Raw genomic sequence first — 23,015 nt, 5'->3', positions numbered from 1 at the left:
CCCCGCCACCGCCACCGAGCGCCCCGCCCACCCACATGAGTCTCCACCCCACCCCACCCCACCCCGTCCCCGCCCTGCCGGCGTCGATCATGCAGTCGTAGTGCCGATGTAGCCGCTTGCGTGGCTTTTTAGAACCACCACAACTGCATGATCGACGCGGGGGATGGGGGCGGGCGAGCGGGGCGGGGCGGGGCGGTGGCAGGGGCGGGCGAGCGGGGGCGGGGATGGGTCATTGGGAGTGGGAGTAGCGGGGTGGGGGGTTGGTCAGGGGAGGGTCTTCAGGTGGGGGGCGACCGTGCGTGCGAAGGTGTTGCCGTTGGTCACGTCCCAGTTGACCGACCAGGTCATCGCGCCACGGATGCCCGGGTAGGTGCGCGGCGGGCGGAAGCTGCCGCAGTTGGTGCCCCGGGCCAGGCAGTCCAGCGCCGCGTTGACCACGGAGGGCGCGACGACGCCGCCGCCGGCCGCGCCGGCGCCGGCCGGCAGGCCGAGGCCGACCTGGTCCGGGCGGAGCCCGGCCTCCAGTTGGATGCAGGCCAGCGCGACGATGAAGTTCACCGTCCCCTGGGCGTACGCGGCGTTGCGGTCGCAGCCGAGCATCGCCCCCGAGTTGTAGAACTGGGTGTTCACGACGGTGAGGATGTCCTTGATGTCGAGCGCCAGCTTGAAGTAGCTGGTGTCCGGTGACTGCATGTCGATGGTCTGCGGAGCCATCGCGATGATCAGTCCGCTCCCCACCTTTGCCCGCAGCGAGCGCAGCGCCTGGGCCATGTAGGTCGGGTTCAGCCCGTTCTCCAGGTCGATGTCGACGCCGTCGAAGCCGTACCGCTGGATGAGCGCGTGGACGCTGTCGCTGAACGCGGCGGCGGAGGCGGCGTCGTTGACCGCCACCCGACCCGTCTCCCCGCCGACCGAGATGATCACCTTTTTGCCCCGGGCCTGGAGGGTGCGTACGTCGGCGGAGAAGTCGGCGTCGGTGTAGCCGCCGAGGGCGGCGGACAGGCCGGGGTCGACGGCGAAGGCGACCGCGCCGGGGGTGGCGGTGGCGTCGGCGAAGGCGACCGCGACGACGTCGTACTCGGCCGGCACGTCACGCAGTCGCAACTCGACGGCGGGATTGTCGAAGTTGTGCCAGTAGCCGGTGAGGATGTGCTTCGGCAGGCCGGTGTTCGGCGGCGGGCTCGTCGGTGGCGGCGTGGTCGGGGGCGGGGTGGTGGGGGGTGCGGTCGTCGGCGGCGCGGTCGTCGGCGGCGCGGTGGTGGGATTCGTGCCGCCCCCGCACGCCGCGCCGTTGAGCTGGCAGTTGGTGGGCGCACCCGACCCGGAGCCGAGGAAGCCGAACGAGACCGAGGCCCCGGGGGCGATGTGGCCGTTCCAGGACCGGTTGGTGAAGGTGTGCCGCTGGCCCGACGAGGTCAGCAGCGCGTCCCAGTAGCTGCCGAGGGTCGTGCCGGCCGGCAGGTCGAAGGCCAGGCTCCAGCCGTCGACGGCGGCTCCGCCCCCGTTCGTGATCGTGTACTTGCCCTCCCAGCCCGATCCCCAGTCGGACGTCTTGACGAAGCTGGCGGTCACCCCGGCAGCGAACGCGGGCAACGCCACCCACACCGCTCCGAGCGCCGCGACGACGGCTGTGACCAGCGAGAACACCAGAGATCTGGATCGTTTCACGACACCCTCCAGCACCGGCCACCATCCACCGGCATCGACATTGACGCCTATTATTAGGAGTGTTAACTGTTTCTGTCCAGAACAGACTGCCGGCAGGCGAGAGCCCCGGCGATCGACAGACGCGGCACGCGGGCCCCGGCGACGCGGCAAGGGGGGACTCGGCGCAGCACGGCCACGCGGCACGCGGGGACTCAGCGCGATCCGCCACGCGGCACGCGGGGAACCGGCGCGACCCGGCGGCGCGGCACGCGGGGCTCAGGCCGGGCGGCGGCGGGTCCCGGCGATGCGGCGGCGGGACCCCGGGCAGGGGCCGTGACGGGCGCGGGACAGGACTCCGGACGGACGCCGTGGAGCCCTCGGTGGCGGCCGAGGGCTCCACGGTGGTCAGCGGCGGAAGGTGAACCAGTTGACGTTGACGAAGTCGGCGGGCTGTCCGCTGGTGAAGGTCAGGTAGACCGTCCGGCGGCCGGTCGGACCGGCGACGTTGCCAGGCACCGAACGCCAGCTCTGCCAGCCGCCCGTGTTCCCGATCGCAAAGCTGCCGATCGGCGGGCTGGTCGGGCTGTCCAGCCGGACCTCCACCAGTCCGCTCACCCCGCCCGCCGCGCCGGAGGCGACGCGGGCCACGAAGTCGCGGGGCGGGGTGGAGCCGAACTCGACGTTGTCGTACCGCACCCAGTCGCCGTTGCGCAGCGCGCCGATGTTCTGCCCGCCCTCGGCGCACGCCTCGACGAGCACGCCGTTCTGCGCGTTGAACGCCTCCGCCTGGATCGTCGCGTACGCGTCGCGCACCCCGCCGGGCGGCGGGGTCGTCGGCGGCGGGGTCGTGGGCGGAGGCGTGGTGCCGCCGCCCCGGCTGTACACCGCCACGTAGTCGACCAGCATCGGCCGGCCGGGGACGGTGGCGGCGGTCGGCGTGGCGCCACCGGCCACGCCGTTCGGGAAGGCCCCGCCCATCGCCACGTTGAGCAGCAGGAAGTAGCCCGCGTGGCTGGTCATCTGCGACCAGTACGGCTCGCCGACGCGGGACTGGCTTACCGTGTGGTACAGCTGCCCGTCGACGTACCAACGCAACTGCTGCGGGCTGACGGAGGCGTCCCACTCGAACCGGTAGGTGTGGAAGGCCGACTGGCAGGTGCTGCCGGGGCAGGCCCGGGACGCGCCGATGCCGTTGAACTCGTCGCACGGCCCGCCCGGGGCCACCCCGCAGTGCAGTACGCCCCAGACCGAGTTGAGGCCGTTGACGTTCTCCATCACGTCGAACTCGCCGATGCCGGGCCAGTTCTGGTAGTTGCCCCGGTACGGCGAGCCGAGCGCCCAGAATGCCGGCCAGTACCCGGACGCCTGGGCGCCGGTCACGTTGGGCATCTGGATGCGGCCCTCGATGGCCAGCACGCCGCCGGCGGGAGCCTTGAAGTTGCTGCGTACGGTCTCGATCCGGGCCGAGGTCCAGCCGCCGGAGGCGTCGCGCAGCGGGGTGATGCGCAGGTTGCCGCCGCCGTCGTGGCTGACGTTGGCCGTGCTGTTGGTGTAGGTCTGGATCTCCCCGGTGCCCCAGTTCGGCGGGCCGCCGGGATAGCTGGTGCCGGTGTCGATGATCCAGTTCGCAGCGGACGGCAGCGTGCCGGCCGCGCCGGTGAAGTCGTCGCTCCACACCAGGCTCCAGCCGGGCGCGGGCGACGGGACCGCCGCGTTGGCGGTCACGGTCACTCCGGTCAGCGCGGTGGTGGCGGCGGTGAACAGGGCCAGCGCCAGCGGCAGCCGGCGTCGCGAGGGCGGGGCGGCGGGCGCCGCCGGGGCAGGTGTCATTGACGTGCCTCTCTGCGGGGACGGTCGAGAGAGCGCTCTCTCACGAGTTGTACGTGCCGATGCCACAGATGTCAACGTCCGTCAATGGCGGCGCCGCCCGGGTCCCGCACCGCACCCGGGCGGCGCCGCGTCAACGGCCCTCGGCGGGAGCCGGCACCGGGCGCGGGCGGCGCAGCACCGCCTGCTCCGCCGCCGACCAGGCCGTGGTGGTGACCAGGTAGATCACCGCGGCGAGCGGCAGCACCAGCGCCACCAGCAGCGTCGTGTACGGCAACAGCGGCAGCAGCCGACCGAGCACGGCCGCACCGGGCCCCTCGGTCGGCGTACCGGCCACCGTCGCGGTCGCCGCCGCCGCACGCCGCATCCGCCGCGACGTCCACCAGGCGAGCGCGAGCAGGGCCGCCAGCAGGGCGCCGAACAGCGGCAGCGCCCCGCCGCCCAGCCCGTCGCCGAGGTGGTGGCCCAGCGACACGCCGGCCAGCCGCTCGCCGAGCAGCCCCGTGCCACCCTCGGCGGTGGTGAAGAGCCGGTACATCACCAGCAGGATCGGGGCCTGGAGCAGCAGTGGCAGGCAGCCGGAGACCGGGCTGGCGCCGTTGGCCCGGTAGAGCGCGTACAACTCGCCCTGCAACCGGGCGGGGTCGTCCGCGTACCGTCGCTGAAGCTCGCGGACCTCGGGGGCGAGCGCCGCGCGACGCCGCTCCGCGCGCACCTGCGCGAGGGCCAGCGGCGAGATCAGCAACCGGACGACGACGGTGAGGACGACGATGGCGGCGGCCGTGGCCGCGTCGCCGGCCAGCGGTTCGAGCAGGGTGGTGAACCAGGTGAGCGCGCGGCCGGCGGCGCCGACGGCGTCGTGCAGAGGTGCGAAGGCGAGCATGGGTGACCCCTCGGTCCGATTCCGGAGTGCCGCCCCGGGCGGTGTCGCCGGGGCGGGCGGGTGAACGGCGGAATCGGCCGCGCGGCGGTGCTACGCGGCCGAGGGGTGCGGCCCGGGTGCGCGGGGCCGGGGACGCCCGGCGGCGTCCGGGTCGACCTGCCGGGGCAACCGGCGGTGCCGGGCCCGGGCGCGCAGGGCGGTGGCCCGGCCGGCCCGGGGCGCGTCGGCGACGCCGGCCGCGCGCACCGCGAGCGCGACGGCCAGCAGTGCCACCGCGGCGAGCACGGCCCCCGCGAGCAGCTCGGCGGGGCGGTCGGCGAGCAGCGTCAGGTGGACGAGGACGTACGCCCACGTCCCCAGCGCGACCCCTGGCAGCCCCGGCATGCGACCAGCCTAGGACCCGTTGTCACGCCGCCCGGCCCGTTCGGTCGACGCCCCTTCCACACCCGCCTTGACCTGCTCTTTTACGACACTTACCGGCTGGACGCAGGCGCGCCGGAAGTGGTACGACTTGGTACGTCGACCGCCGACGTGGGCGGGTCGGCCCGTTCGGTCGCCAGGTGCCCCGCGTCGTCAGGGTGCCCGCGATCCGGGCGGTGGGAGCGGGCCCTCCCGGCACACCGTCGGCAACGGGCGCCCGCCCCCGCCGACGGATCGCCTCGACGAGGTGGCGGGCCCATCCTGAGGAGCCGCCGTGCCCCACAACCGAATCCGCTCGAGGCACCAGCCCTTCGAGATCGCCATTATGGCGACCGCCCCGGTCTGCGGGATCCTGCTGATCATCTTCGACGCCCGACCGCAGTCGGTCGAGATGGCGATGCCGGGTCCCATCCAGGTGGGATGGGAGTCGGGGCTCATCGTGGCCGGCTGCGCCGGGCTGCTGGGCCTGGCCTGGCCCGGCCGGCTCTCCACCAGCCTCGGTATCGAACTCGCGTCGGTGCTCATGCTGGGCACGGTCACCGGCATGTACGCCGTCGCCCTGACGGTGATCGCCGGCCTACAGGGGATCGCCGCGACGTCGTTCGTCGTCGCGGTCGCCTTCGGCTCGGGGTGGCGCGCCATCCAGCTCTCGATCGACCTGCGCCGGCTCACCCAGGTGGCTCCGCTCGCCGGGCTGTCCGGTGGTGGCACGGTTCCCGCCGGAGGTGGGACGTGAACGCCTCGACGCCGTCCGCCCCGCACTGGGTGCAGGTTCTGCTCTCCATCCTCGGTGTGCTCGGAGGCACCGGGGGTCTCGCCGTCATCGCGACGGTCGTCGTGCAGCGGAGCAAGTTCAAGGCGGACGCCGCCGACACCCTCACCGACGCCGCCCTCACGCTGGTGCAACCGCTGCGCACCCGGGTCGCCGAGTTGGAGGAGGCCGCCCTGCTCGCCCGGGCGCAGCTCGACTCGGCCCGCGAGCAGGAACGGCAGCTCAAGGCGACGGTGTGGGACCTGCGCCGGACGCTGGACCGGTGGCGGGAGGCGATCATGGCCCCCGACGCCACGCTGCGCCGCGTCCGCGCCCTGGTGCACGCCACGGAGGACCGCTCGCCGCACTGACCCGGCCCCACCCGCGCGGGCTCGCGGATCGGGGCGCGCCGACACGCCGGACCGCGTTTCCCCGCCTCCGCACGGTGGGTAACCACCGACCGACCCGGCGCGGACGGACCGCCGCCGGCGCGAACGGACGGTGGTGACGATGACCGGCCAGGTGGTGGAGGCCCCGAACGGGACGACCGAGGGGACCGACCTGCTCACGGTGGGTGTCGAGGAGGAGTTCCTGCTCGTCGATCCGCACACCGGGGCGGCGGTGCCCGCCGTCGACCTCGTCATGGAGCAGGTGCCGCCCGAGCTGCGCGGTCAGGTGGAGCGGGAGTTCCAGACCAGCCAGATCGAGATCGGCAGCCCGCCCGGCCTGGAACTCTCCTCGATCCGGCACTCCCTCGGCGTGCTGCGGGCCGCACTCGCCGACGCGGCCGAGCGCGCGGGCGTACGGCTGCTGGCCATCGGCACCGGGCCGGTCGACGGTCCCGTGCCGCCGGTGGTCGACAAGCCCCGCTTCGACCGGATGATCGAGCGGTTCCGCCTGCTCGTCCCCGGCCCCGGCAACAACGGCATGCACGTGCACGTCGGGGTGCCCGACCCGGACACCGGGGTGCAGGTGCTCAACCACGTCCGGCCCTGGCTGCCGGTACTGCACGCGGCGACCACCAACTCCCCCTTCGCCCGGGGCGAGGACACCGGCTACGCGAGCTGGCGCTCGGTGGAGTGGGAGCGTTGGCCGTCCGTGGCGCCCACCCCGTTCCTGGAGTCGCACGAGCACTACGAGCGGCTGATCCGGCAGCTCATCGCCAGCGGCGTGATGCTCGACGAGGGGATGCTCTACTGGTACGCCCGCCTGTCGGCCAAGTACCCGACGGTGGAGATCCGCATCGGTGACGTCTGCCCGTCGGTGGACGACGCGGTGCTCGTCGCCGCCCTGGTCCGGGCCATGGTGGCGACCGCGATGGACGACATCGCCGCCGGGCGGCCGGCCCTGCGTACCGACCACCACCTGCTGGTCGCCGCGCACTGGCGGGCGGCGCACGACGGGCTGGAGGGCGAGGGCGTCGACCTGACCGACGGCGAGCTGCGGCCGGCCTGGGAGCTGTTCGACCAGCTCGTCGAGAGGCTGCGCCCGGCGCTGGAACGCCACGGCGACCTGGACGAGGTGACCGATCTCGTCGCCGGGCTGCGCCGGCACGGCACCGGGGCGGCCCGGCAGCGCGCCGTCTTCGCGCGTACCGGCAAGCTCGTGGACGTGGTGGAGGACGTCGCGCGACAGACCCGCGGCGCGAGCCGTTCGTGACAGGATGGTGCCCGTGGCGCAACGGCTGATCGTCATCGGTGGGGACGCCGCGGGGATGGCGGCGGCGTCCCAGGCGCGACGCCGCCGCGACCGCGGCGATCTGGAGATCGTGGCCTTCGAGCGGGGGCACTTCACCTCGTACTCGGCGTGCGGCATCCCGTACTGGATCAGCGGGCTGGTGCCCGAGCGGGACCAGCTGATCGCCCGCGACCCGGCCACCTTCCGGGAGAAGTTCGACATCGACGTCCGGCTCCGGCACGAGGTGACCGCCATCGACCTCGACCGGCGCGAGGTCCGCGCGCGGGACCTTGACGGCGGCGGCGAGGTCCGGGAGCGCTTCGACACCCTGGTGTACGCCACCGGGGCGGTGCCCACGAAGCCGGACTGGGCGGACACCGACGCCGACGGGGTCTTCGGGATGCAGACCCTCGACGACGGCGCGGCGCTGCGCGAGTGGCTGGACGCCGAGCCCCGGCCGCGCCGGGCCGTGGTGGTCGGCGGCGGCTACATCGGCGTGGAGATGGCCGAGGCGCTGATCCAGCGCGGGCTCAGCGTCACCCTCGTCGAGCAGGCCGAGCAGCCGATGGCCACCGTGGACCCGGACATGGCCGAACTCGTCACGGACGCCATGCGGGGCATCGGCATCACCATCCGCACCGGCCTCGGGGTGACCGGCCTGGAGGAGACCGAAGGACGGGTCTCCGCGGTGCTGACCGCCGAGGGGCCCATCCCCGCCGACGTGGTCGTCCTCGGTCTGGGCGTACGCCCCAACACCGCGCTCGCGGAGGCGGCCGGCCTGCCGCTGGGCACCACCGGCGGGATCCGGGTGGACCGCCGGATGCGGGTGCAGGGGGTGCCGGACGTGTGGGCCGCCGGCGACTGCGTGGAGACCGTGCACCGGGTCACCGGGATGCCCGTGCACGTGCCGCTGGGCACCCACGCCAACAAGCAGGGCCGGGTCGCCGGCATCAACATCGGCGGCGGGTACGCCACCTTCGCGGGGGTGATCGGCACCGCCGTCACCAAGGTCTGCGAGCTGGAGGTCGGGCGCACCGGGCTGCGCGAGAAGGACGCCGCCGCGGCGGGGTTCGAGTTCGTCTCGGTGATCGCCGAGTCGACCAACCGCGCCGGCTACTACCCGGGTGCCCGGCCGATGACGGTCAAGCTGATCGCCGAGAAGCCCGGCGGACGGCTGCTCGGGGCGCAGATCGTCGGCTGGTCCGAGGCGGCGAAGCGGATCGACACCCTCGCGGTGGCGTTGTGGAACGGCATGACGGTGGACGACATGACCGCGCTGGACCTGGGCTACGCCCCGCCGTACGCCCCGGTCTGGGATCCGGTGCTGATCGCCGCCCGCAAGGCTGTCGACGCCCTGGCCGCCACCGCCCGGTAGCCGCGCGGAGGGGTCCCTTCCTGACGCCTGAGGCACAGGAAGGGGCCCTTCCGCACACCTCGGCGGGGCTTTGTCGGGGGTGACGGTTAGCGTGTGCCCGCGCTCGCCGCGCCGGCCACGTCGGGCCGGTCGCTGACCCCCTCGGAGGCCCCCATGTCGCAGGAGACGACCTACCTCGAGCTGTCCGAAGTGGACGGTGCACACAAGTTCTACGAGGTCGTCGTCGACGACGCCGCGCTGACCGTCCGCTATGGCCGGATCGGTGACCAGGGCCAGATCAAGACCACGGCCTACGCCGACAACGCGAAGGCCCGCGCGGCGGCGGCCAAGAAGATCGGCGAGAAGGTCCGCAAGGGGTACGCCCCGGCCGTACCGGGGGTGCGGCAGAAGCGCGCGGTCTCCCGGCGGCAGATCGTCAGCACCCGCTCCACGGCCCGCACCGCCCCGGTGCTGTGGCGCTACGACTCCGGCGCCCCCGCCTTCGGCATCTTCGTCGACGGGCAGAGCTGCATGGTCGGCAACGAGCGCGGCGTCATCACGACGCTCGGCCACGACGCCCGGGTGCTGAACCAGGTCCGCCTCCCCGACGGGGTGAAGTGCATCGTCGCCGACGACGCCTGGATCTACGCGGGCTGCGACGACGGCAACGTCTACGACCTGTCGGGCAAGGTGCCCCGCGTGGCCTACGAGATCGCGCCGGAGATCGACATCTACTGGCTGGACATCCACGACGGCGTGCTGGGCGTCTCCGACGCGGGCGGCGGCATCGTCGCCGTCGACCACGAGGACGAGTTCCTCTGGCGCCGGCAGGGTCGCGGCCGGTCGGCGTGGATGGTGCGCTGCGACGCCGACGCGCTCTACCACGGCCACTCGCAGGGCGTGACGGGCTACGACTGGCGCACGGGCCGGGAGCTGTGGCACACCCGTACCGGCTCGGTGCTCTTCGGCTGGCAGGAGCCCGGGGCGGTGTTCGCGGGCACCGGCACCCGGGAGGTGGTGCGCCTGGCGAAGGACGGTCGCGTCGAGCACAGCTACCGCTGCGACGCCCCGGTCTTCTCCTGCGCCACCGCCGAGGGCGGCCGGTACGTCTTCGCCGGCGACAGCCAGTCCTCGATCTACTGCTTCGACCAGGCCGGCAACCGGCTGTGGAAGCTCGGGACCGGCTGCGGCTCGGCCTACTCGATGCAGTACCACGAGGACCGGCTCTACGTGGTCACCACCGGCGGCTACCTGGCCTGCGTCGACGCCAGCGAGCCGGCGATCCGGGCGGCGGAGGCCGGCAGCGTGCCGGAGGTCGTCGACGTGAAGGCCCCGCCCCGGATGCCGGAGCCGGCGGCCTGGACGACCGTCGAGGTGACCAGCGACGTCGACGGCGGCGTGATCGTGCAGTGCGTCGAGGAACGGGGCCGGCTGCGGGTGCACGTGCTCTCCCCCGGCTACCACCGGGACTGGTCCGTGCAGTTCCCCAAGGGCATCCGCGAGCCGGGCGCACGCTACCTGGTCACGCAGGTCCGCGAGTCCGGCCGGGGCGGCTTCTACCGCGCTCATGGCGACATCCGCCGCCTCCGCTGACCTCTCCCCGCCCCGCCCACCGTCCTCCCCGCCCGCCCTCCGCCCGGTCCCGCCCCCTCCCCGTCCGCGATCCGGCCCGGTGATCAAGAGGTTCGCGTCCGGTTCGATCTCCGTGGCGGGCCGAAACCTCTTGGTCAACCGGCAGGGCGGGCGGTGGGCGGAATCGGTGCTGCGCGGTGGCGGGCCCGGGGTCCAGGATGGCCGGATGGATTCCGAACTCCTGATTCCGGACGGGTTGGGCTGGGTGCGGGACGTGCCGGCCGGGCGCGAGTGGCTGGCGGCGCTGCCGGAGCGGCTGGCCGCCTGCGCCGCCAGATGGTCGTTGCGGCTCGGGCCACCCTTCCCGTACGCCTTCGCCTCGCTGGCCCTGCCGGCGGAGCTGCCCGACGGCACGCCGGCGGTGCTGAAGCTCCAGTACCCGGACCCCGACAGCGTCCACGAGGCGACGGCGCTGGATCAGTGGGCCGGGGCGGGCGCGGCCCGGCTGCTCGGGCACGACCCGCAGCGGCGGGCGCTGCTGGTCGAGCGGTGCGTGCCCGGCACGCCGCTGCACGCGTTGCCCGCCGACGCGGCGCTGGACGTGGCGGTCGGGCTGCTGCCCCGGCTGTGGCGACCGGCCGGCCCGCCGTTCACCCCGCTCGCCGACGAGGTAGCCGGCTGGCTCGAACGGCTGCCGGCGAACTGGGAGCGGGCCGGTCGGCCGTACGAGCGGCGGCTGGTCGACGCGGCGCTGGGGCTGCTGACGGACCTGGTCGGCAGCCAGGGCGAGCAGGTGCTGGTCAACCAGGACCTGCACGCCGGCAACGTGCTGCGGGCGACCCGGGAGCCGTGGCTGCTCATCGACCCGAAGCCGCTGACCGGCGAGCGCGAGTTCGGCGTGGTGCCGCTGGTGCGCGGCGCGGAGCTGGGGCACTCACCGGACGCCGTACGGCACCGGTTGGACCGGCTCAGCGCGGAGCTGGGCCTCGACCGGGAGCGGGTACGCGGTTGGACGATCGGGCAGACGCTGGCCTGGAGCATCGGCGAGGGCCGGGTCTTCCCCAACCAGGTGGAGGTGGTCCGCTGGCTGCTCGGCACGCGATGAGAGGCGGCCGAGCCACCCGGAGGGCGGCCGGCACCATCTCCGCCGCCGTCACCAGGTCGGACGTCTCGGCCGCCTACAACTTCGGACGGGAGCGGCGGGGCCTGTCAGCCTGGTTGGCAGGTGGCGCACCAGTAGAGGTTGCGGCCGGCCAGTTCGCCCCGGCGCACCGGCGTGCCGCAGACGTGGCAGGGGTCGCCGGGGCGGCGGTAGACGTACACCTCGCCGCCGTGCCGGTCGACCCGGGCGGGGCGACCCATCGCCTCGGGCAGGTGCGCGTCGCGGACGGTGTCGATCCGGCCGCGATCGACGGCGAGCCGCATCAACGCCACCAGGTCGGCCCAGAGCGCGTCCCAGCCGGCGCGGGTCAGCCGCCGGCCGGGGAGCGTCGGCGGCAGCCCGGCCCGGAACAGCGCCTCGGTGACGAAGATCAGCCCGGTGCCGGCCACCACCGACTGGTCCAGCAGCAACGCCGCCATGGACGTGGGGCTGCGGGAGATCCGGGCGTACGCCCGCTCCGGGTCGGCGTCGGCGCGCAGCGGGTCGGGGCCCAGCCGGGCACGCAGCGCCGCCACCTCGGGCGGGGTGAGCAGCTCGCAGGCGGTGGGCCCACGCAGGTCGAGCCAGTGCCGGTCGCTGGTCAACCGCAGCCGCACCTGGCCGACGGGCTCCGGCGGTTCCCCGGCGCCGTCGGCGAACCTGCCGTAGAGCCCGAGGTGGACGTGCAGGGTCAGCTCGCCGGCGTGGTGGTGCAGCAGGTGCTTGCCGTACGCCTCGGTGGCCTCCAGGACGGTGCCGGAGAGGCGGGCCGCGCCCTCGGCGAAGCGGCCCTGCGGGCTGGCGGCGTGCAGCTTGTCCCCGGCGAACATCTCGGAGTGCCGCGCCGCCAGGCGGTGGATGGTGTGTCCCTCTGGCACGGGTGCCAAGGATAGCCACGCCGTCCGGGTCCACCCCCTGGTGTCGGAGAACGGCCGGCTGGGTACCCGGGTGACGTAACGCGTGGGCGGCGTCGATCCCATCAGCCACCACGCATTTCCCCAGGAGGTGTGTTGTGGTCAGGATCCCTTCGCTGTCGCGGCGGTCGGAAGAGGCGCCCACGCGGGACGAGAACCCCGACGGTCGCGATGCTCCGGCCGCCACCGGTAGGTACGACGCGGCCCGGACCGACGGGGACCCGAGTCCCGGGTCCAGCCGCCCGGCGGTCACCGACCGGGACGGCGAGCAGACGACGTACCGCAGCAGCACGGCGCCCGGCGGCGACGGGCGGAGCGGCGACAGGCGGACGGGTGACGGGCGGGACGCCGACGCCGAGCGGCGGGCGGCCGAGCGGGCGGCCGTCGCCCGCGCGGCCACGGGCCGGCCCACCGACGACGACCGGCGCGTCCCCCGGAGCACCGACCCCGACCCGGCCCTGGAACGGACCCTCGACGGCCGCACGACCGACCTGGACCGCAAGACGTCGGCGCCGGTGACCCGGCCGGACGGGGACCGCACCGCGGAGCGCCCGCTCGACCGCGACCGCACCGTCGAACGTCCCGTCGACCGCGACGGCGACGGCGTCGCCGACCGGGAGCCGGAGCGGCCCGTGGTCGCCGGCCCGAAGCCCCGGGCCAGCCTGCTCGCCACGCTGGGTCTGGTCGTCGGCGTGGCCGGGGCGCTCTTCGTGCTCACCGGCGCCCTCGCCGGCTACGGCATCGCGCTCGGCGCCCTCGGCGCGATCCTCGCGGTGCTCGGCCTGATGGCCACCCGCCGCCGGCACATCGCCGGCAAGACCGACGCGTTGCTCGGCATCGCGCTGGGCCTCGGCGCAGTGGTGCTCGGCGTGCTGGCGATGACCGGCCAGTTCGACTGGCCGACCACCGACGGGGACTGGGTGCAGCGGTTCCGCGAGTGGCTCGACTCACAGTTTGTGGACCGCTTCTAGCGGGCAATGATCGGCTCGCCGGCGACGTGCCGGCAGCGCCGGTGGTTCACCGGCGACGCCCGACCAGCCTGGTGGTTCACCAGCCGGGCAACCCTTTTCGGGGGCGGCGGTTCGCCGCCCCCGAAGTGTTTTCCGGGCCGGGTCCCGGCGGAGCGCCTCCACGCGGCGCCGTACGCAACGAACCATCGTTCACAATCCCCCAGACGCAACGATCCGTCGGCCTGCGCAACTTCCAGCGGTGGATTCAATCATCGGTGCCGACATAGCGTTGAGCAACGGCGCCAGCCCGTGGGCCGAAGGTGGCCGGGCGCGCCCGACCCTGGGAGCAGGACAATGACGATGGACGCCACCAGCCAGCGCTTCCTGATGTGCCGGCCGACGTACTTCGCCGTCGACTACGCCATCAACCCGTGGATGGACCCGACCGCGCCGGTCGACGTCGACCTCGCCGTCCGGCAGTGGGAGCAGCTGCGGCAGACCTACCGGGACCTGGGCCACACCGTCGAGGAGATCGCTCCGGTGCCCGGCCTGCCCGACATGGTGTTCGCCGCCAACGGCGGCACCGTGATCGACGGCAAGGCGATGGCGGTGCAGTTCCGCGACCCGCAGCGCGCCGACGAGGCCCCCGCCTACCGCGCCTGGTTCGAGGCCGCCGGCTTCGAGATGCACGACCCGAAGCACGTCAACGAGGGCGAGGGCGACATCCTGCTGGCCGGCGACTTCCTGCTGGCCGGCACCGGCTTCCGCACCGCGCACGCCTCGCACGCGCAACTCCAGGAGGTCTTCGGCTACCCGGTGGTGACCATGCAACTGGTCGACCCCCGCTTCTACCACCTGGACACCGCGCTCACCGTGCTCGACGAACGGACCGTGGCGTACCTGCCGGAGGCGTTCTCGCCCGGCAGCCGGGCGGTGCTGCGCCGGCTCTTCCCCGACGCGGTGCACGCCACCCTGGCCGACGCGGAGGTCTTCGGGTTGAACGCGGTCAGCGACGGCCGGCACGTGGTGCTGCCGGCGCAGGCCACCGGGCTGGCCGCGAAGCTGCGCGACCGGGGCTACGAGACGATCGGTGTCGACCTTTCCGAGCTGCGCAAAGCCGGCGGCGGACCGAAGTGCTGCACGTTGCGACTCCGTCAGGGAAAGGCGAGCCAGTGATCGACGACATGCTGCGGACGCCGGAGGCGATCCGCGACGCGGAGCGGTGGACCGCGCACAACTACCACCCGTTGCCGGTGGTGATCTCCTCCGCCGAGGGCTCCTGGCTGACCGACGTGGACGGTCGCCGCTACCTCGACTGCCTGGCCGGCTACTCGGCACTGAACTTCGGCCACCGGCACCCGACGCTGATCGCGGCCGCGCACGCCCAGCTCGACCGGCTGACCCTCACCAGCCGGGCGTTCGTCCACGACCAGTTCGCCGACTTCTGCCGCGAGCTGGCCGAGTTGTGCGGCAAGGACCTCGTGCTGCCGATGAACACCGGCGCCGAGGCGGTGGAGACCGGCATCAAGGTCGCCCGCAAGTGGGGCTACCAGGTCAAGGGCGTCGCCCCGGGCCAGGCCAACATCGTGGTGGCCGAGGGGAACTTCCACGGCCGTACGACCACCATCGTCAGCTTCTCCACGGACGAGGACGCGCGGGCCGACTTCGGGCCGTACACCCCGGGCTTCACCGTGGTGCCCTACGGCGACCTGGACGCGCTGGCCGCCGCGATCGACGAGAACACCGTCGCTGTCCTGATCGAGCCGATCCAGGGCGAGCAGGGCGTCGTGGTGCCGCCGGAGGGCTACCTGCCGGGCGTACGCCGGGTCTGCACCGAGCAGAACGTGCTCTTCATCGCCGACGAGATCCAGTCCGGCCTCGGCCGGACCGGGGACACCTTCGCCTGCGACCACGAGGGCGTCACGCCCGACATGTACCTGCTGGGCAAGGCGCTGGGCGGCGGTATCGTGCCGGTCTCCGCGGTGGCCGCGAACGCCGACGTGCTCGGCGTGCTCAGGCCGGGTCAGCACGGCTCCACGTTCGGCGGCAACCCGCTGGCGTGCGCCGTCGCGACCGAGGTCGTCCGGCTGCTGGCCACCGGCGAGTTCCAGCGCCGCTCGACCGAGTTGGGCGCCCGACTGCACGCCGGTCTCCGGTCGCTGGTCGGCCGGGGCCTCGTGGCGGTGCGGGGCCGTGGCCTGTGGGCCGGCCTCGACATCGACCCGGCGCTGATGAGCGGCCGGGAGGCGTGCGAGCGGCTCGCCGAGCGCGGGGTGCTCGCCAAGGACACCCACGGCGCCACCATCCGGCTCGCCCCGCCGCTGGTGATCACCGAGCAGGAGATCGACCACGCGGTCGCCCAGCTCGCCGCCGTGCTGGCCGGCTGAGCCCCGTACGACGAAAGGCGGGCGTCGGGACCACGGTCCCGGCGCCCGCCGTCGTTGCCCGGCGGATCAGCGGGGCAGGCGCATCGCCATCGTGGGGGCCTCGGCCATGACCGAGGTCGGCGTGTAGGAGGCGCCGGTGGGAAGCTCGCCGGGCCGGCCGATCTGCACCCCGGGATAGAGCTCCACCATGTCGCCCTCGGCCAGCACGCGGGACTGCTGGGGCGCCAGCGGGACGCGCTCGGCCTCCACCATCGAGCCGTTCGGGCGGATGCCCGAGCCGTTGGTGCTCACGTCGGTCACGATCACCTCGCCGACCCGCAGCTCGAAGCGGACGTGGCTGCGGCTGATCCAGCGGCGCGCCTCGTCGTTGAGCCACTGCCCGAGGACGATCCCCCCGGACTGGTCGGGTGCCCGGCCCACCACCACCGGCTGCTCCTCGGTGAGCACGAAGCGGCGCCGGATCAGCCCACCCACCCGGACGGCGAGGACGGCGCTGCGCGGTCGCGGACCGGCGTCGCCCAGCCGGGCGCCGTGCCGGGGGCAGGTCGGCGCGCCGCCGCGCAGGGTGGGCGGTGACTGGCCGGCGGGGCTGCGCTCCACCACCCCGGCCAGGTCGGCGAAGGCCCCACCGCCCCCGCCACCACCGAAGAGCGCACAGCCGGGCTCGGGGCACCGCCACTTCCGGGCGAGCAGCTTCGCGCCGGCCGGCGAACGGTCACCGGCGACCGGCGTGTGCCCGCCGCCGACGTGGGCGACGAAGGCCGGTCCCCCGGCGCCGGGGACCGGGGCGAGCACCCGACCGGCCTGCTCGACCAGCCACGGGTAGCGCCCGCGCAGGCCGTCGGCCCGCACCCGGGTCAGCACCGGCAACCCGAGCAGGTCTGCCACCTCCAGCATCCGGTCGCCCGGGTTGTCGAGCACCTCGACCAGCCCGTCGTCGGCCCACCGGCGGACCACCATGCGCTCGTTGGAGGTGAGGTCGGCGTCGGAGAGCAGGGCCCGGTGGACCACCGCGTAGACGGGGACGCTGTCCTCCTCCATCTCCCGGGCGAGGGCGTCGATCACCATGCCGAGGCGGAGCAGGCTCGCCGGTCGGCCGCCGTCGAGATCCTGGTAGCGGATCACCTCGGCCAGGTCGACGACGGCCCGGGCCAGCGACGGATCGGTGCTGACCCGGCCCTCGATGGCGTCCAGCACCTTACTGATCTCGAATCTCATCCGACGCTCCCCACGATGTCGCCGATCCGCCGGGTCGGTCCCAGGTCACGCCCGGTGAAGCCGCTCAGCGGGGGCGTGCGGCGGCACCAGCCCGCCAGCTCGCCCAACTCGTCTCGCACCGCCTCGGCGGTGAGCAGGTCTGCCATGGGGAGACCCTACCGGGACCGCGCGACGACGCCGACCAGCGGCGGAGGCCGTCACCGACCCGGGCGGCAGGTAGGCGCGAGCCGGGGCCGGGGCCGGGGTCGTGGGCCGGCCACCGGCGGCACCGTGGCCCGGAGGACGCCACGACATAGATGGGCGGCTGTGCAGCGGCGGGTTAGGCTGACCGGCGGCCCGGCCGGGGCCGTGACCAGCCGTCATCCCCGGCCAACCCTGCGTGAGGAGATTCCACGATGAACACTCGACGGTTGGCGACCACGGGGGTCGCACTCGTCGCCGCGCTCGCTCTCGGGCTCACCGGGTGCGGCGGGGGGACGGACGCGGAGGCTCCGGCCGGCGACGGGGGCGCCACCACCGGCGCGGCGGCGGCCAGCAGCGCCCCGGCCGACGCCCGCGCGGAGTTGGGCGCCGCGGCGAAGAAGCTGAACCAGCAGAGCGTCAAGGTGAAGCTGACGTCGCCGGTCATCAACGGCGACGGCATGATGGACCCGGCCGCCAAGAGCGGCGACATGACGCTGAAGATGGGCGCGGAGGGCACCTTCCGGATCCTGATGCTCGGCGACGACGTCTACCTGAAGGTCACCGGCATGGAGGGGATGCCGAAGAAGTGGATGCACATGGACGTCACCAAGCTCGGCAAGAGCGCCCAGCTCAACATGATGCCCGACGGTGACCCGGGCGGCGCGCAGCAGATGGTCGAGAGCGTCGTCGACGTCGAGAAGACCGGGCCGGGCACCTACTCCGGCGTCCTCGACTACACCCGCACCAAGCCCGACGACAAGGCCATCCAAGCCCTCGGCGACAAGGCCAAGGCCGTACCGTTCACCGCCCGGGTCGACGACCAGGGCCGGCTCGTCGAGTTCGCCGTCGACACCCAGGTGCTGCACGAGTCGCTGGGCACCATGATCACCACGTACTCGGACTTCGGCACCCCGGTCACCGTGAAGAAGCCCGCTGCCGGCGACACGCAGGAGGCCCCGCAGGAGCTGATCGAGTCCCTCGGCTCCTGAGCCGGGTTCCTCTTCAGCCCGACCGCACGCACGGACGGGGGCGGCGCCGACCGCGCCGCCCCCGTCGCGCGTACTCAGCCGCGCAGCGGCCGGCCCACCTCGTGCAGGTGCGCGAGCGCCTGACGGTACGACTCGACCAGCCCCGTCTCGGCGTACGGGATGCCCCGCTCGGCGCAGTAGGCGCGCACGATCGGCCGGGCCCGGCGCAGGTTGGCCCGGGGCATGTTCGGGAACAAATGGTGCTCGATCTGGTAGTTGAGCCCGCCCAGGGCGACGTCGACGACCCGCCCGCCCCGCACGTTGCGCGACGTGAGCACCTGCTTGCGCAGGAAGTCCAGGTTGTCGTCGGCGGTGGGCATCGGCATGCCCTTGTGGTTCGGGGCGAACGAGCAGCCCATGTAGAGGCCCCACAGTCCCTGGTGTACGGCGACGAAGAGCAGCGCCTTCAGCGGCGACATCACCAGCAGCAGCGCGCCGACGTAGGCCACCGCGTGCAGGGCCAGCAGCAGCGCCTCGACGCCTCGACGTCGCATGGGGGTACGGAAGGCGCCGTCGGCGTCCCGCCCCACGATCGCCCGTACGCTCGCCACGTGCAGGGCGAGCCCCTCCAGCAGCAGCATCGGGAAGAACAGCCACGCCTGCCGACGGGCCAGCCGGCGGCCGAGTCCGCGCGTCGCGGCGGCCTGCTCGTACGTCCAGACCAGCGCGCCGGCCCCGACGTCCGGGTCCTCGTCGGTGTGGTTGGGGTTGGCGTGGTGGCGGTTGTGCTTGTCGACCCACCAGCCGTAGCTCAGCCCGACGGCCAGGTTGCCGGTGAGCAGGCCGATGGCCTCGCTCGGTCCACGCCGCCGGAACATCTGCCGGTGGCCCGCGTCGTGACCGAGGAACGCGACCTGGGTGGTGGCGACGGCCAGGAAGACGGCCACCAGCAACTGCGCCCACGAGTCACCGAGCAGGCCGACCGCGACCCAGCCGGCCGCGAAGACACCCAGCGTGAGCACGATCCGGGTGACGTACCGTCCCGGACGTCGCTCCAGCAGGCCCGCCCCGCTGATCCGCCGGGACAACTGCGCGTAGTCACTCCCCCGTCGTACCGGCGGATCCGCCACCGCTTCCAGCACCATCACGCCCCCGTTCCCGTTCGTCGATCACGGTTCGCGCCGGCCGGCGCGTCCCCTTCGAGTCTCCGGTGAAACGGTTGCGCTGAGTAACCCTGCACACCCCCGAGTGCGAGGTAGGGCGAGCCCTACCTCGCGGGCCCGTGAGCGGCCCCGTCAGCGGGTCCGGCCCCGACCGGCCCGTCAGCCCGACCGGCCCGTCAGCCCATCCGGCCGACGGCGGCCCGGAGGCGGGCCAGGTCGCGGCGGCGCCGCTCGTAGGTGGTGGCGAGCCCGATCAGCGCGAACCCGCCGACCGCCAGGAAGACCCACCGGGGCAGCAGGTCCCAGCCCCGGACCAGTTCGTGCAGCGCGAGCAGCGCCAGGGTCACCCCGCCCAGCAGCACCGGCGCCTGCCACCGGCGGGTCGCCCCGGCGAGCACCACGCCGAGCGCGGCGACACCCAGCAGCAGCCGCCGCCACGGCTGCGCGTCCGGGGCCACCAGCACCGACACCAGGCTCGGCAGCAGCGCGGCGGCGAGCCCCGGGCCCAGCGCCAGCCAACTGTTCAGCCCGGGCCGGGTACGCAGCGCCACCAGGCCCGCCACGAGAGCCAGCGCGGCCGCCGGCACCGTGTACGCCTCCAGCACCGCCACGCTCCCGGCGGCCAGCAGCAGCCAGCCGCCGAGCAGTTCGCTGCCGCCGGCGATGCCCGCGAAGACCCACCGCCGGCCCGACGACTCGCCCCGGCGCAGTACGCGCAACGCGACGGCGGCGCCCCACAGCACACAGACCGCCGCCGCGTGCCGGAGCGAGCCCACCGCGAGCAGCAGCGCGACCAGCGCCACCGCCTGGGCCACCGCGTCCAGCGCCACCGCCGCGTCCCGCCCTCGCCGACCCGGAGTCGCCACCACCCCGCCGGGGCGGTTGAGCACCGCTGCGGCGGCCAGGGTGAGCGTCGCGACGGCGAGCACGCTGAACGCCGCCGCCCGTACCGGCAGCCCACCGGCCAGCGGCGCGACGACCGCGAGGCCGGTCGCGGCGGCCACCGCGGCCAGGGCGCCGCCCAGCCGGGCGTCGTCCCGGCGGGCGGCGACGCCGACCACCGTCGCCGCGACCACGAGCACGCCGAGGCCGACGATCGTGCCCGCCCGGGTGGCCAGCAGCCCGAGCAGCCCGGACAGCACCAGCACCAGCCCCACCGGCAGCCCGACCGGGGCGAGCAGGGGGCGCGACGCGGCCAGCGCGGCGCACAGCACCAGGGCCACCCCGACGAGCAGCGTGACGACCGGCAGCACCGGCCACGGCACGCCGGCGGCCATCAGCAGTACGGGCAGCGCGGCGGCGGCGAACGGCACCGCGACCAGCGCGGCCCGCCACCAGCCGCCACCCCTGGTCGGGACGGCGGTGGGGTCGGGCCGGCCGACGCCCCGGTCCCGCCGGCCGGCCACCATCCCGGCCACCAGGAGCGCGACCAGCGCCAGGCCCACCGGGAACGCCCCCGCATCGGCCCGTACGGTGGGCACCCCGGACCAGGGCGCCACCGCGCCGTACGGGGCGAAGAGCGCCTTCAGCACCACCGGCACCGCGGTGGCGACCGAGACCACGAGCAGCCCGACGCCGGCCACCCGCAGTACGACGTCGGAGCGCCCCGCGCCGCCCAGCGCCGCCAGCAGCACCGCTACGGCGGCGTAGAGCGCCACCGGTTCGTCGGCCGGTACGGCCACCGGCGCCAACCCGACCGCCGTGACCGCCACGGCGACGCCGACAGAGGCGTACGCCCGCAGGTCGGGCCAGTGCCGGCGGACCGCGAGCAGTCCGACGGGCAGCAGCGCGACGGCGGCGAGCGCCGCCCGCGCCTGCCACCAGGCCGGCGCGGCGGCGGCGAGGAGGGCGACGACCGCGACGGCCGGGACGGCGAGCGGTACGACGGACAACGCCGCCCCCGCCACCCCGCGCTGCACGGGCGTGCCGCGCCGGCCGGCCGCCGCCACAGCGGTCCCGACGACCAGCAGCACCCCGAGCGCCGCCCCCGCCCCGGCGGGCGCGGCGAGCCCGACCACCAGGCCGTGCCCGAGCAGGACGGCTCCGGCGACCCCCGCCGCCAGGGACGTCCAGGACCGGACGCCCGGACGCGCCACGGCGAGGGCCAGCAGGCCGACCGCCGCCACCAGGTCCAGGGCCACGACCGCGGGCCAGGGCGACGGCCAGCCGGCGGGCACCGCCAGCGCGACGGCCGCCACCCCGATCGCGGCCAGCGCCGGCCGGGCGGCCCTCGGCAGCAGCAGCCCCAGGGCGGCCACGGTCAGCGCGATCACCACCGGGAGCTGCCAGCCCTGGTCCAGTTCGGGTCCGGGAGCGGCCCCCCGCCACGGCGGCAGCGAGCGGCCGGCGGTGGCGCCGGCGAGCGCGACGGCCAGCAGCACGACGAACTGGGCCGTCCCGCCGGCCACCAGCAGCGCGCCCGCGCGGGGACCGGTCCGCCACCCGGCGGGCAGCAGCAGAACCGCGCCGGCCAGGGCCACCACGACCAGCGCGGAGAGCACCGGCGACAGGCCCAGTTCCGCCATCGGGCGGACCAGCGCGCCGGCCAGCACCGGCACCAGCAGCGCGGCGGCCACGGCGCGGAACACGGCCCCGCCGGTGAGCAGCGCGGTGCCCAGCAGCGTCAGCGCCACGAGCAGCAGCGGCACCCCGGCCAGCAGCGGGATGCCGGCGGCCCGGCCGACGGCCAACGGCACCACCGCGCAGCACGCGGCCACGAGCAGCGCGCCCGCGTGCCCCACCCAGGCGAGGACACGCCCGGCGACGACCGCCGGCCGCTCCCCGGTCGGCGCGGGCGACGCGGCGCCCGGCCGCACCGCCCCGGCGACGGCCGGGACGCCGCCCACCGGACCGGCCTCCGCCGACGGGCCGCCCACCGTCGCGGCGTCCGCCAGCGGGGCGCCCACGGTCGCGGCGTCCGCCAGCGGGGCGCCCACGGTCGCGGCACCCGTCGACGGGCCGCTGCGACGGCGCAACGCGACCAGCACCGCCAGGTCGAGCAGCGCCACCCCCAGGAAGACCAGCGCCCAGCCGGCGGCGTCCGGTCGCGCGTCGGCGGCGAGCAGCGGCAGCACCGGTTGCGCGGTCACCAGGGCCGCGAACCACGGCACCGTCAGCCCGCTGAGCCGGGCGTACCCGGCGGCGACCGCCGCGCTGGCCCCCCCGACCAGCGCGGCGTACCGGGTGGCGGGCCAGTCCGCGACGCCGACCAGGTCGACCGACCAGGCGGCGTAGCCGTCCAGGAGCACCAGCAGCAGCCCGACGGCGGCGAAGGTCTCCGCCGTGCCGCGCAGCCCGCGCCGCACCGCCACCAGCGGCACGGCCAGGGCGAGCGCCGTGAACGCGAACAGGATCAGGGCCCGACCGGCGACCCCCACCGCCGCCCAGGCGACCGCCGTGAAGACCACCGCGGCGGTGCCCAGCAGCAGCCCGCCGAGGACGAAGAGCAGACCCTGCACCGTACGGGTGGAGGTCTCCGCCCCGCCGACGCCGGCCGGCGCCGGGACGACCGGCGCGTGGCCCGGCCACCCGGGCGGCGGAGGCGCGGCCTGCGGCGGCACCACGCCCGGCGCAGCGTGGGCCGGCACCGGGTGGGCCGGCATCGCGTGGGCCGGCATCGGGTTCGGGGCGGCGGGGCGCATCGGCGTCGCAGTCGCGGGAGCCGCCGGGCGCGGCACGGGGAACTCCGCCCGGACCGCCGCGGCCAGCGCCGCCCGCCGCTGCCGGACCGCGCCCAGCCGGTCGACGAGCCCCTGGTACGTCGCGCGGGCCCGCTCGACCTCGCCGCCGAGCGCGACGATCTCCCGGTCGAGCCGGACCACCTCGGCCGCGGCCGGGTGCGGCGGCCGGCCGCAGCCGGAGCAGCCGGAACCGAGGTCGGCCGGCGCGCCGCAGGCGGGACAGGGATAGCCGGTGTTCTGCACCCGGCCATCATGAAGGCCGGGAGATCACCTGACCAGA

General features: G+C 74.9%; 19 protein-coding genes. 10 read left to right on the top strand and 9 right to left on the bottom strand.

What is annotated here, in order from left to right:
- Positions 1–264: 264 nt before the first annotated feature.
- The 4 genes from ACGFIG_RS04100 to ACGFIG_RS04085 all read right to left on the bottom strand — a co-directional run bounded on the left by ACGFIG_RS04100 (position 265) and on the right by ACGFIG_RS04085 (position 4,741).
- A complete protein-coding gene (locus ACGFIG_RS04100; protein WP_392998932.1) occupies positions 265–1,668 on the bottom strand; it encodes a chitinase in 1,404 nt (467 codons plus the stop codon).
- Positions 1,669–2,052: 384 nt separating this feature from the next.
- Positions 2,053–3,477, bottom strand: a complete 1,425-nt coding sequence (locus ACGFIG_RS04095; protein WP_392998930.1) for a carbohydrate-binding protein — start codon at positions 3,475–3,477, stop codon at positions 2,053–2,055.
- Positions 3,478–3,607: 130 nt separating this feature from the next.
- Positions 3,608–4,357, bottom strand: coding sequence for a membrane protein insertase YidC (yidC, locus tag ACGFIG_RS04090; protein ID WP_392998928.1), 750 nt, complete (start codon positions 4,355–4,357; stop codon positions 3,608–3,610).
- A gap of 90 nt (positions 4,358–4,447) precedes the next feature.
- Complete coding sequence (locus tag ACGFIG_RS04085) at positions 4,448–4,741, bottom strand: DUF6412 domain-containing protein (protein WP_392998926.1); 294 nt, start codon at positions 4,739–4,741, stop codon at positions 4,448–4,450.
- A 310-nt stretch (positions 4,742–5,051) separates the two neighbouring features.
- Between ACGFIG_RS04085 and ACGFIG_RS04080 the strand changes: the two genes are divergently transcribed.
- The 6 genes from ACGFIG_RS04080 (at position 5,052) to ACGFIG_RS04055 (ending at position 11,236) form a co-directional block, all read left to right on the top strand.
- Positions 5,052–5,513, top strand: a complete 462-nt coding sequence (locus tag ACGFIG_RS04080; RefSeq protein WP_392998924.1) for a hypothetical protein — start codon at positions 5,052–5,054, stop codon at positions 5,511–5,513.
- Positions 5,510–5,899, top strand: a complete 390-nt coding sequence (locus ACGFIG_RS04075) for a hypothetical protein (RefSeq protein WP_392998922.1) — start codon at positions 5,510–5,512, stop codon at positions 5,897–5,899. The genes ACGFIG_RS04080 and ACGFIG_RS04075 overlap by 4 nt, the downstream gene beginning before the upstream one ends.
- Before the next feature lie 139 nt (positions 5,900–6,038).
- The gene (locus ACGFIG_RS04070) at positions 6,039–7,187 is read left to right on the top strand and encodes a glutamate--cysteine ligase (protein ID WP_392998920.1); all 1,149 of its coding nucleotides are present in this window, start codon (positions 6,039–6,041) and stop codon (positions 7,185–7,187) included.
- A gap of 13 nt (positions 7,188–7,200) precedes the next feature.
- Entirely contained in the window at positions 7,201–8,580 is a 1,380-nt protein-coding gene (locus ACGFIG_RS04065) for an FAD-dependent oxidoreductase (RefSeq protein WP_392998918.1), read from the top strand.
- A gap of 153 nt (positions 8,581–8,733) precedes the next feature.
- Complete coding sequence (locus ACGFIG_RS04060; RefSeq protein ID WP_392998916.1) at positions 8,734–10,152, top strand: WGR domain-containing protein; 1,419 nt, start codon at positions 8,734–8,736, stop codon at positions 10,150–10,152.
- Between the two features lie 205 nt (positions 10,153–10,357).
- A complete protein-coding gene (locus ACGFIG_RS04055; protein ID WP_392998914.1) occupies positions 10,358–11,236 on the top strand; it encodes an aminoglycoside phosphotransferase family protein in 879 nt (292 codons plus the stop codon).
- Positions 11,237–11,340: 104 nt separating this feature from the next.
- Here ACGFIG_RS04055 and ACGFIG_RS04050 read toward each other — a convergent pair whose 3' ends face one another.
- Positions 11,341–12,150: an Fpg/Nei family DNA glycosylase gene (locus ACGFIG_RS04050; protein WP_392998912.1), complete on the bottom strand. Its 810-nt coding sequence runs from the start codon at positions 12,148–12,150 to the stop codon at positions 11,341–11,343.
- A gap of 134 nt (positions 12,151–12,284) precedes the next feature.
- Here ACGFIG_RS04050 and ACGFIG_RS04045 point away from each other — a divergent pair, with 134 nt between their 5' ends.
- From ACGFIG_RS04045 to rocD, 3 genes are all read left to right on the top strand, one after another.
- Positions 12,285–13,157: a thrombospondin gene (locus tag ACGFIG_RS04045; RefSeq protein WP_392998910.1), complete on the top strand. Its 873-nt coding sequence runs from the start codon at positions 12,285–12,287 to the stop codon at positions 13,155–13,157.
- A gap of 339 nt (positions 13,158–13,496) precedes the next feature.
- On the top strand, positions 13,497–14,312 hold the full coding sequence (gene ddaH / locus ACGFIG_RS04040; RefSeq protein WP_357880823.1) for a dimethylargininase: 816 nt from the start codon (positions 13,497–13,499) through the stop codon (positions 14,310–14,312).
- A complete protein-coding gene (gene rocD / locus ACGFIG_RS04035; protein WP_392998908.1) occupies positions 14,309–15,523 on the top strand; it encodes an ornithine--oxo-acid transaminase in 1,215 nt (404 codons plus the stop codon). The genes ddaH and rocD overlap by 4 nt, the downstream gene beginning before the upstream one ends.
- 66 nt (positions 15,524–15,589) lie before the next feature.
- Here the strand turns inward: rocD and ACGFIG_RS04030 are convergent, their stop codons facing one another.
- Both ACGFIG_RS04030 and ACGFIG_RS04025 read right to left on the bottom strand, forming a co-directional pair.
- Positions 15,590–16,741: an FHA domain-containing protein gene (locus ACGFIG_RS04030; RefSeq protein ID WP_392998906.1), complete on the bottom strand. Its 1,152-nt coding sequence runs from the start codon at positions 16,739–16,741 to the stop codon at positions 15,590–15,592.
- The gene (locus tag ACGFIG_RS04025; RefSeq protein WP_392998904.1) at positions 16,738–16,887 is read right to left on the bottom strand and encodes a hypothetical protein; all 150 of its coding nucleotides are present in this window, start codon (positions 16,885–16,887) and stop codon (positions 16,738–16,740) included. The genes ACGFIG_RS04030 and ACGFIG_RS04025 overlap by 4 nt, the downstream gene beginning before the upstream one ends.
- 249 nt (positions 16,888–17,136) lie before the next feature.
- Between ACGFIG_RS04025 and ACGFIG_RS04020 the strand changes: the two genes are divergently transcribed.
- Entirely contained in the window at positions 17,137–17,913 is a 777-nt protein-coding gene (locus tag ACGFIG_RS04020) for a hypothetical protein (protein ID WP_392998902.1), read from the top strand.
- Positions 17,914–17,987: 74 nt separating this feature from the next.
- Here ACGFIG_RS04020 and ACGFIG_RS04015 read toward each other — a convergent pair whose 3' ends face one another.
- Entirely contained in the window at positions 17,988–19,037 is a 1,050-nt protein-coding gene (locus ACGFIG_RS04015) for a fatty acid desaturase family protein (RefSeq protein ID WP_392998900.1), read from the bottom strand.
- A 194-nt stretch (positions 19,038–19,231) separates the two neighbouring features.
- The gene (locus ACGFIG_RS04010; protein ID WP_392998898.1) at positions 19,232–22,978 is read right to left on the bottom strand and encodes an SCO7613 C-terminal domain-containing membrane protein; all 3,747 of its coding nucleotides are present in this window, start codon (positions 22,976–22,978) and stop codon (positions 19,232–19,234) included.
- Between the last annotated feature and the right edge of the window lie 37 nt (positions 22,979–23,015).

The sequence above is a fragment of the Micromonospora sp. NPDC049048 genome (genome assembly GCF_043197615.1).
Lineage (GTDB): Bacteria > Actinomycetota > Actinomycetes > Mycobacteriales > Micromonosporaceae > Micromonospora.
This window is presented reverse-complemented; position numbering and strand designations above follow the sequence as displayed.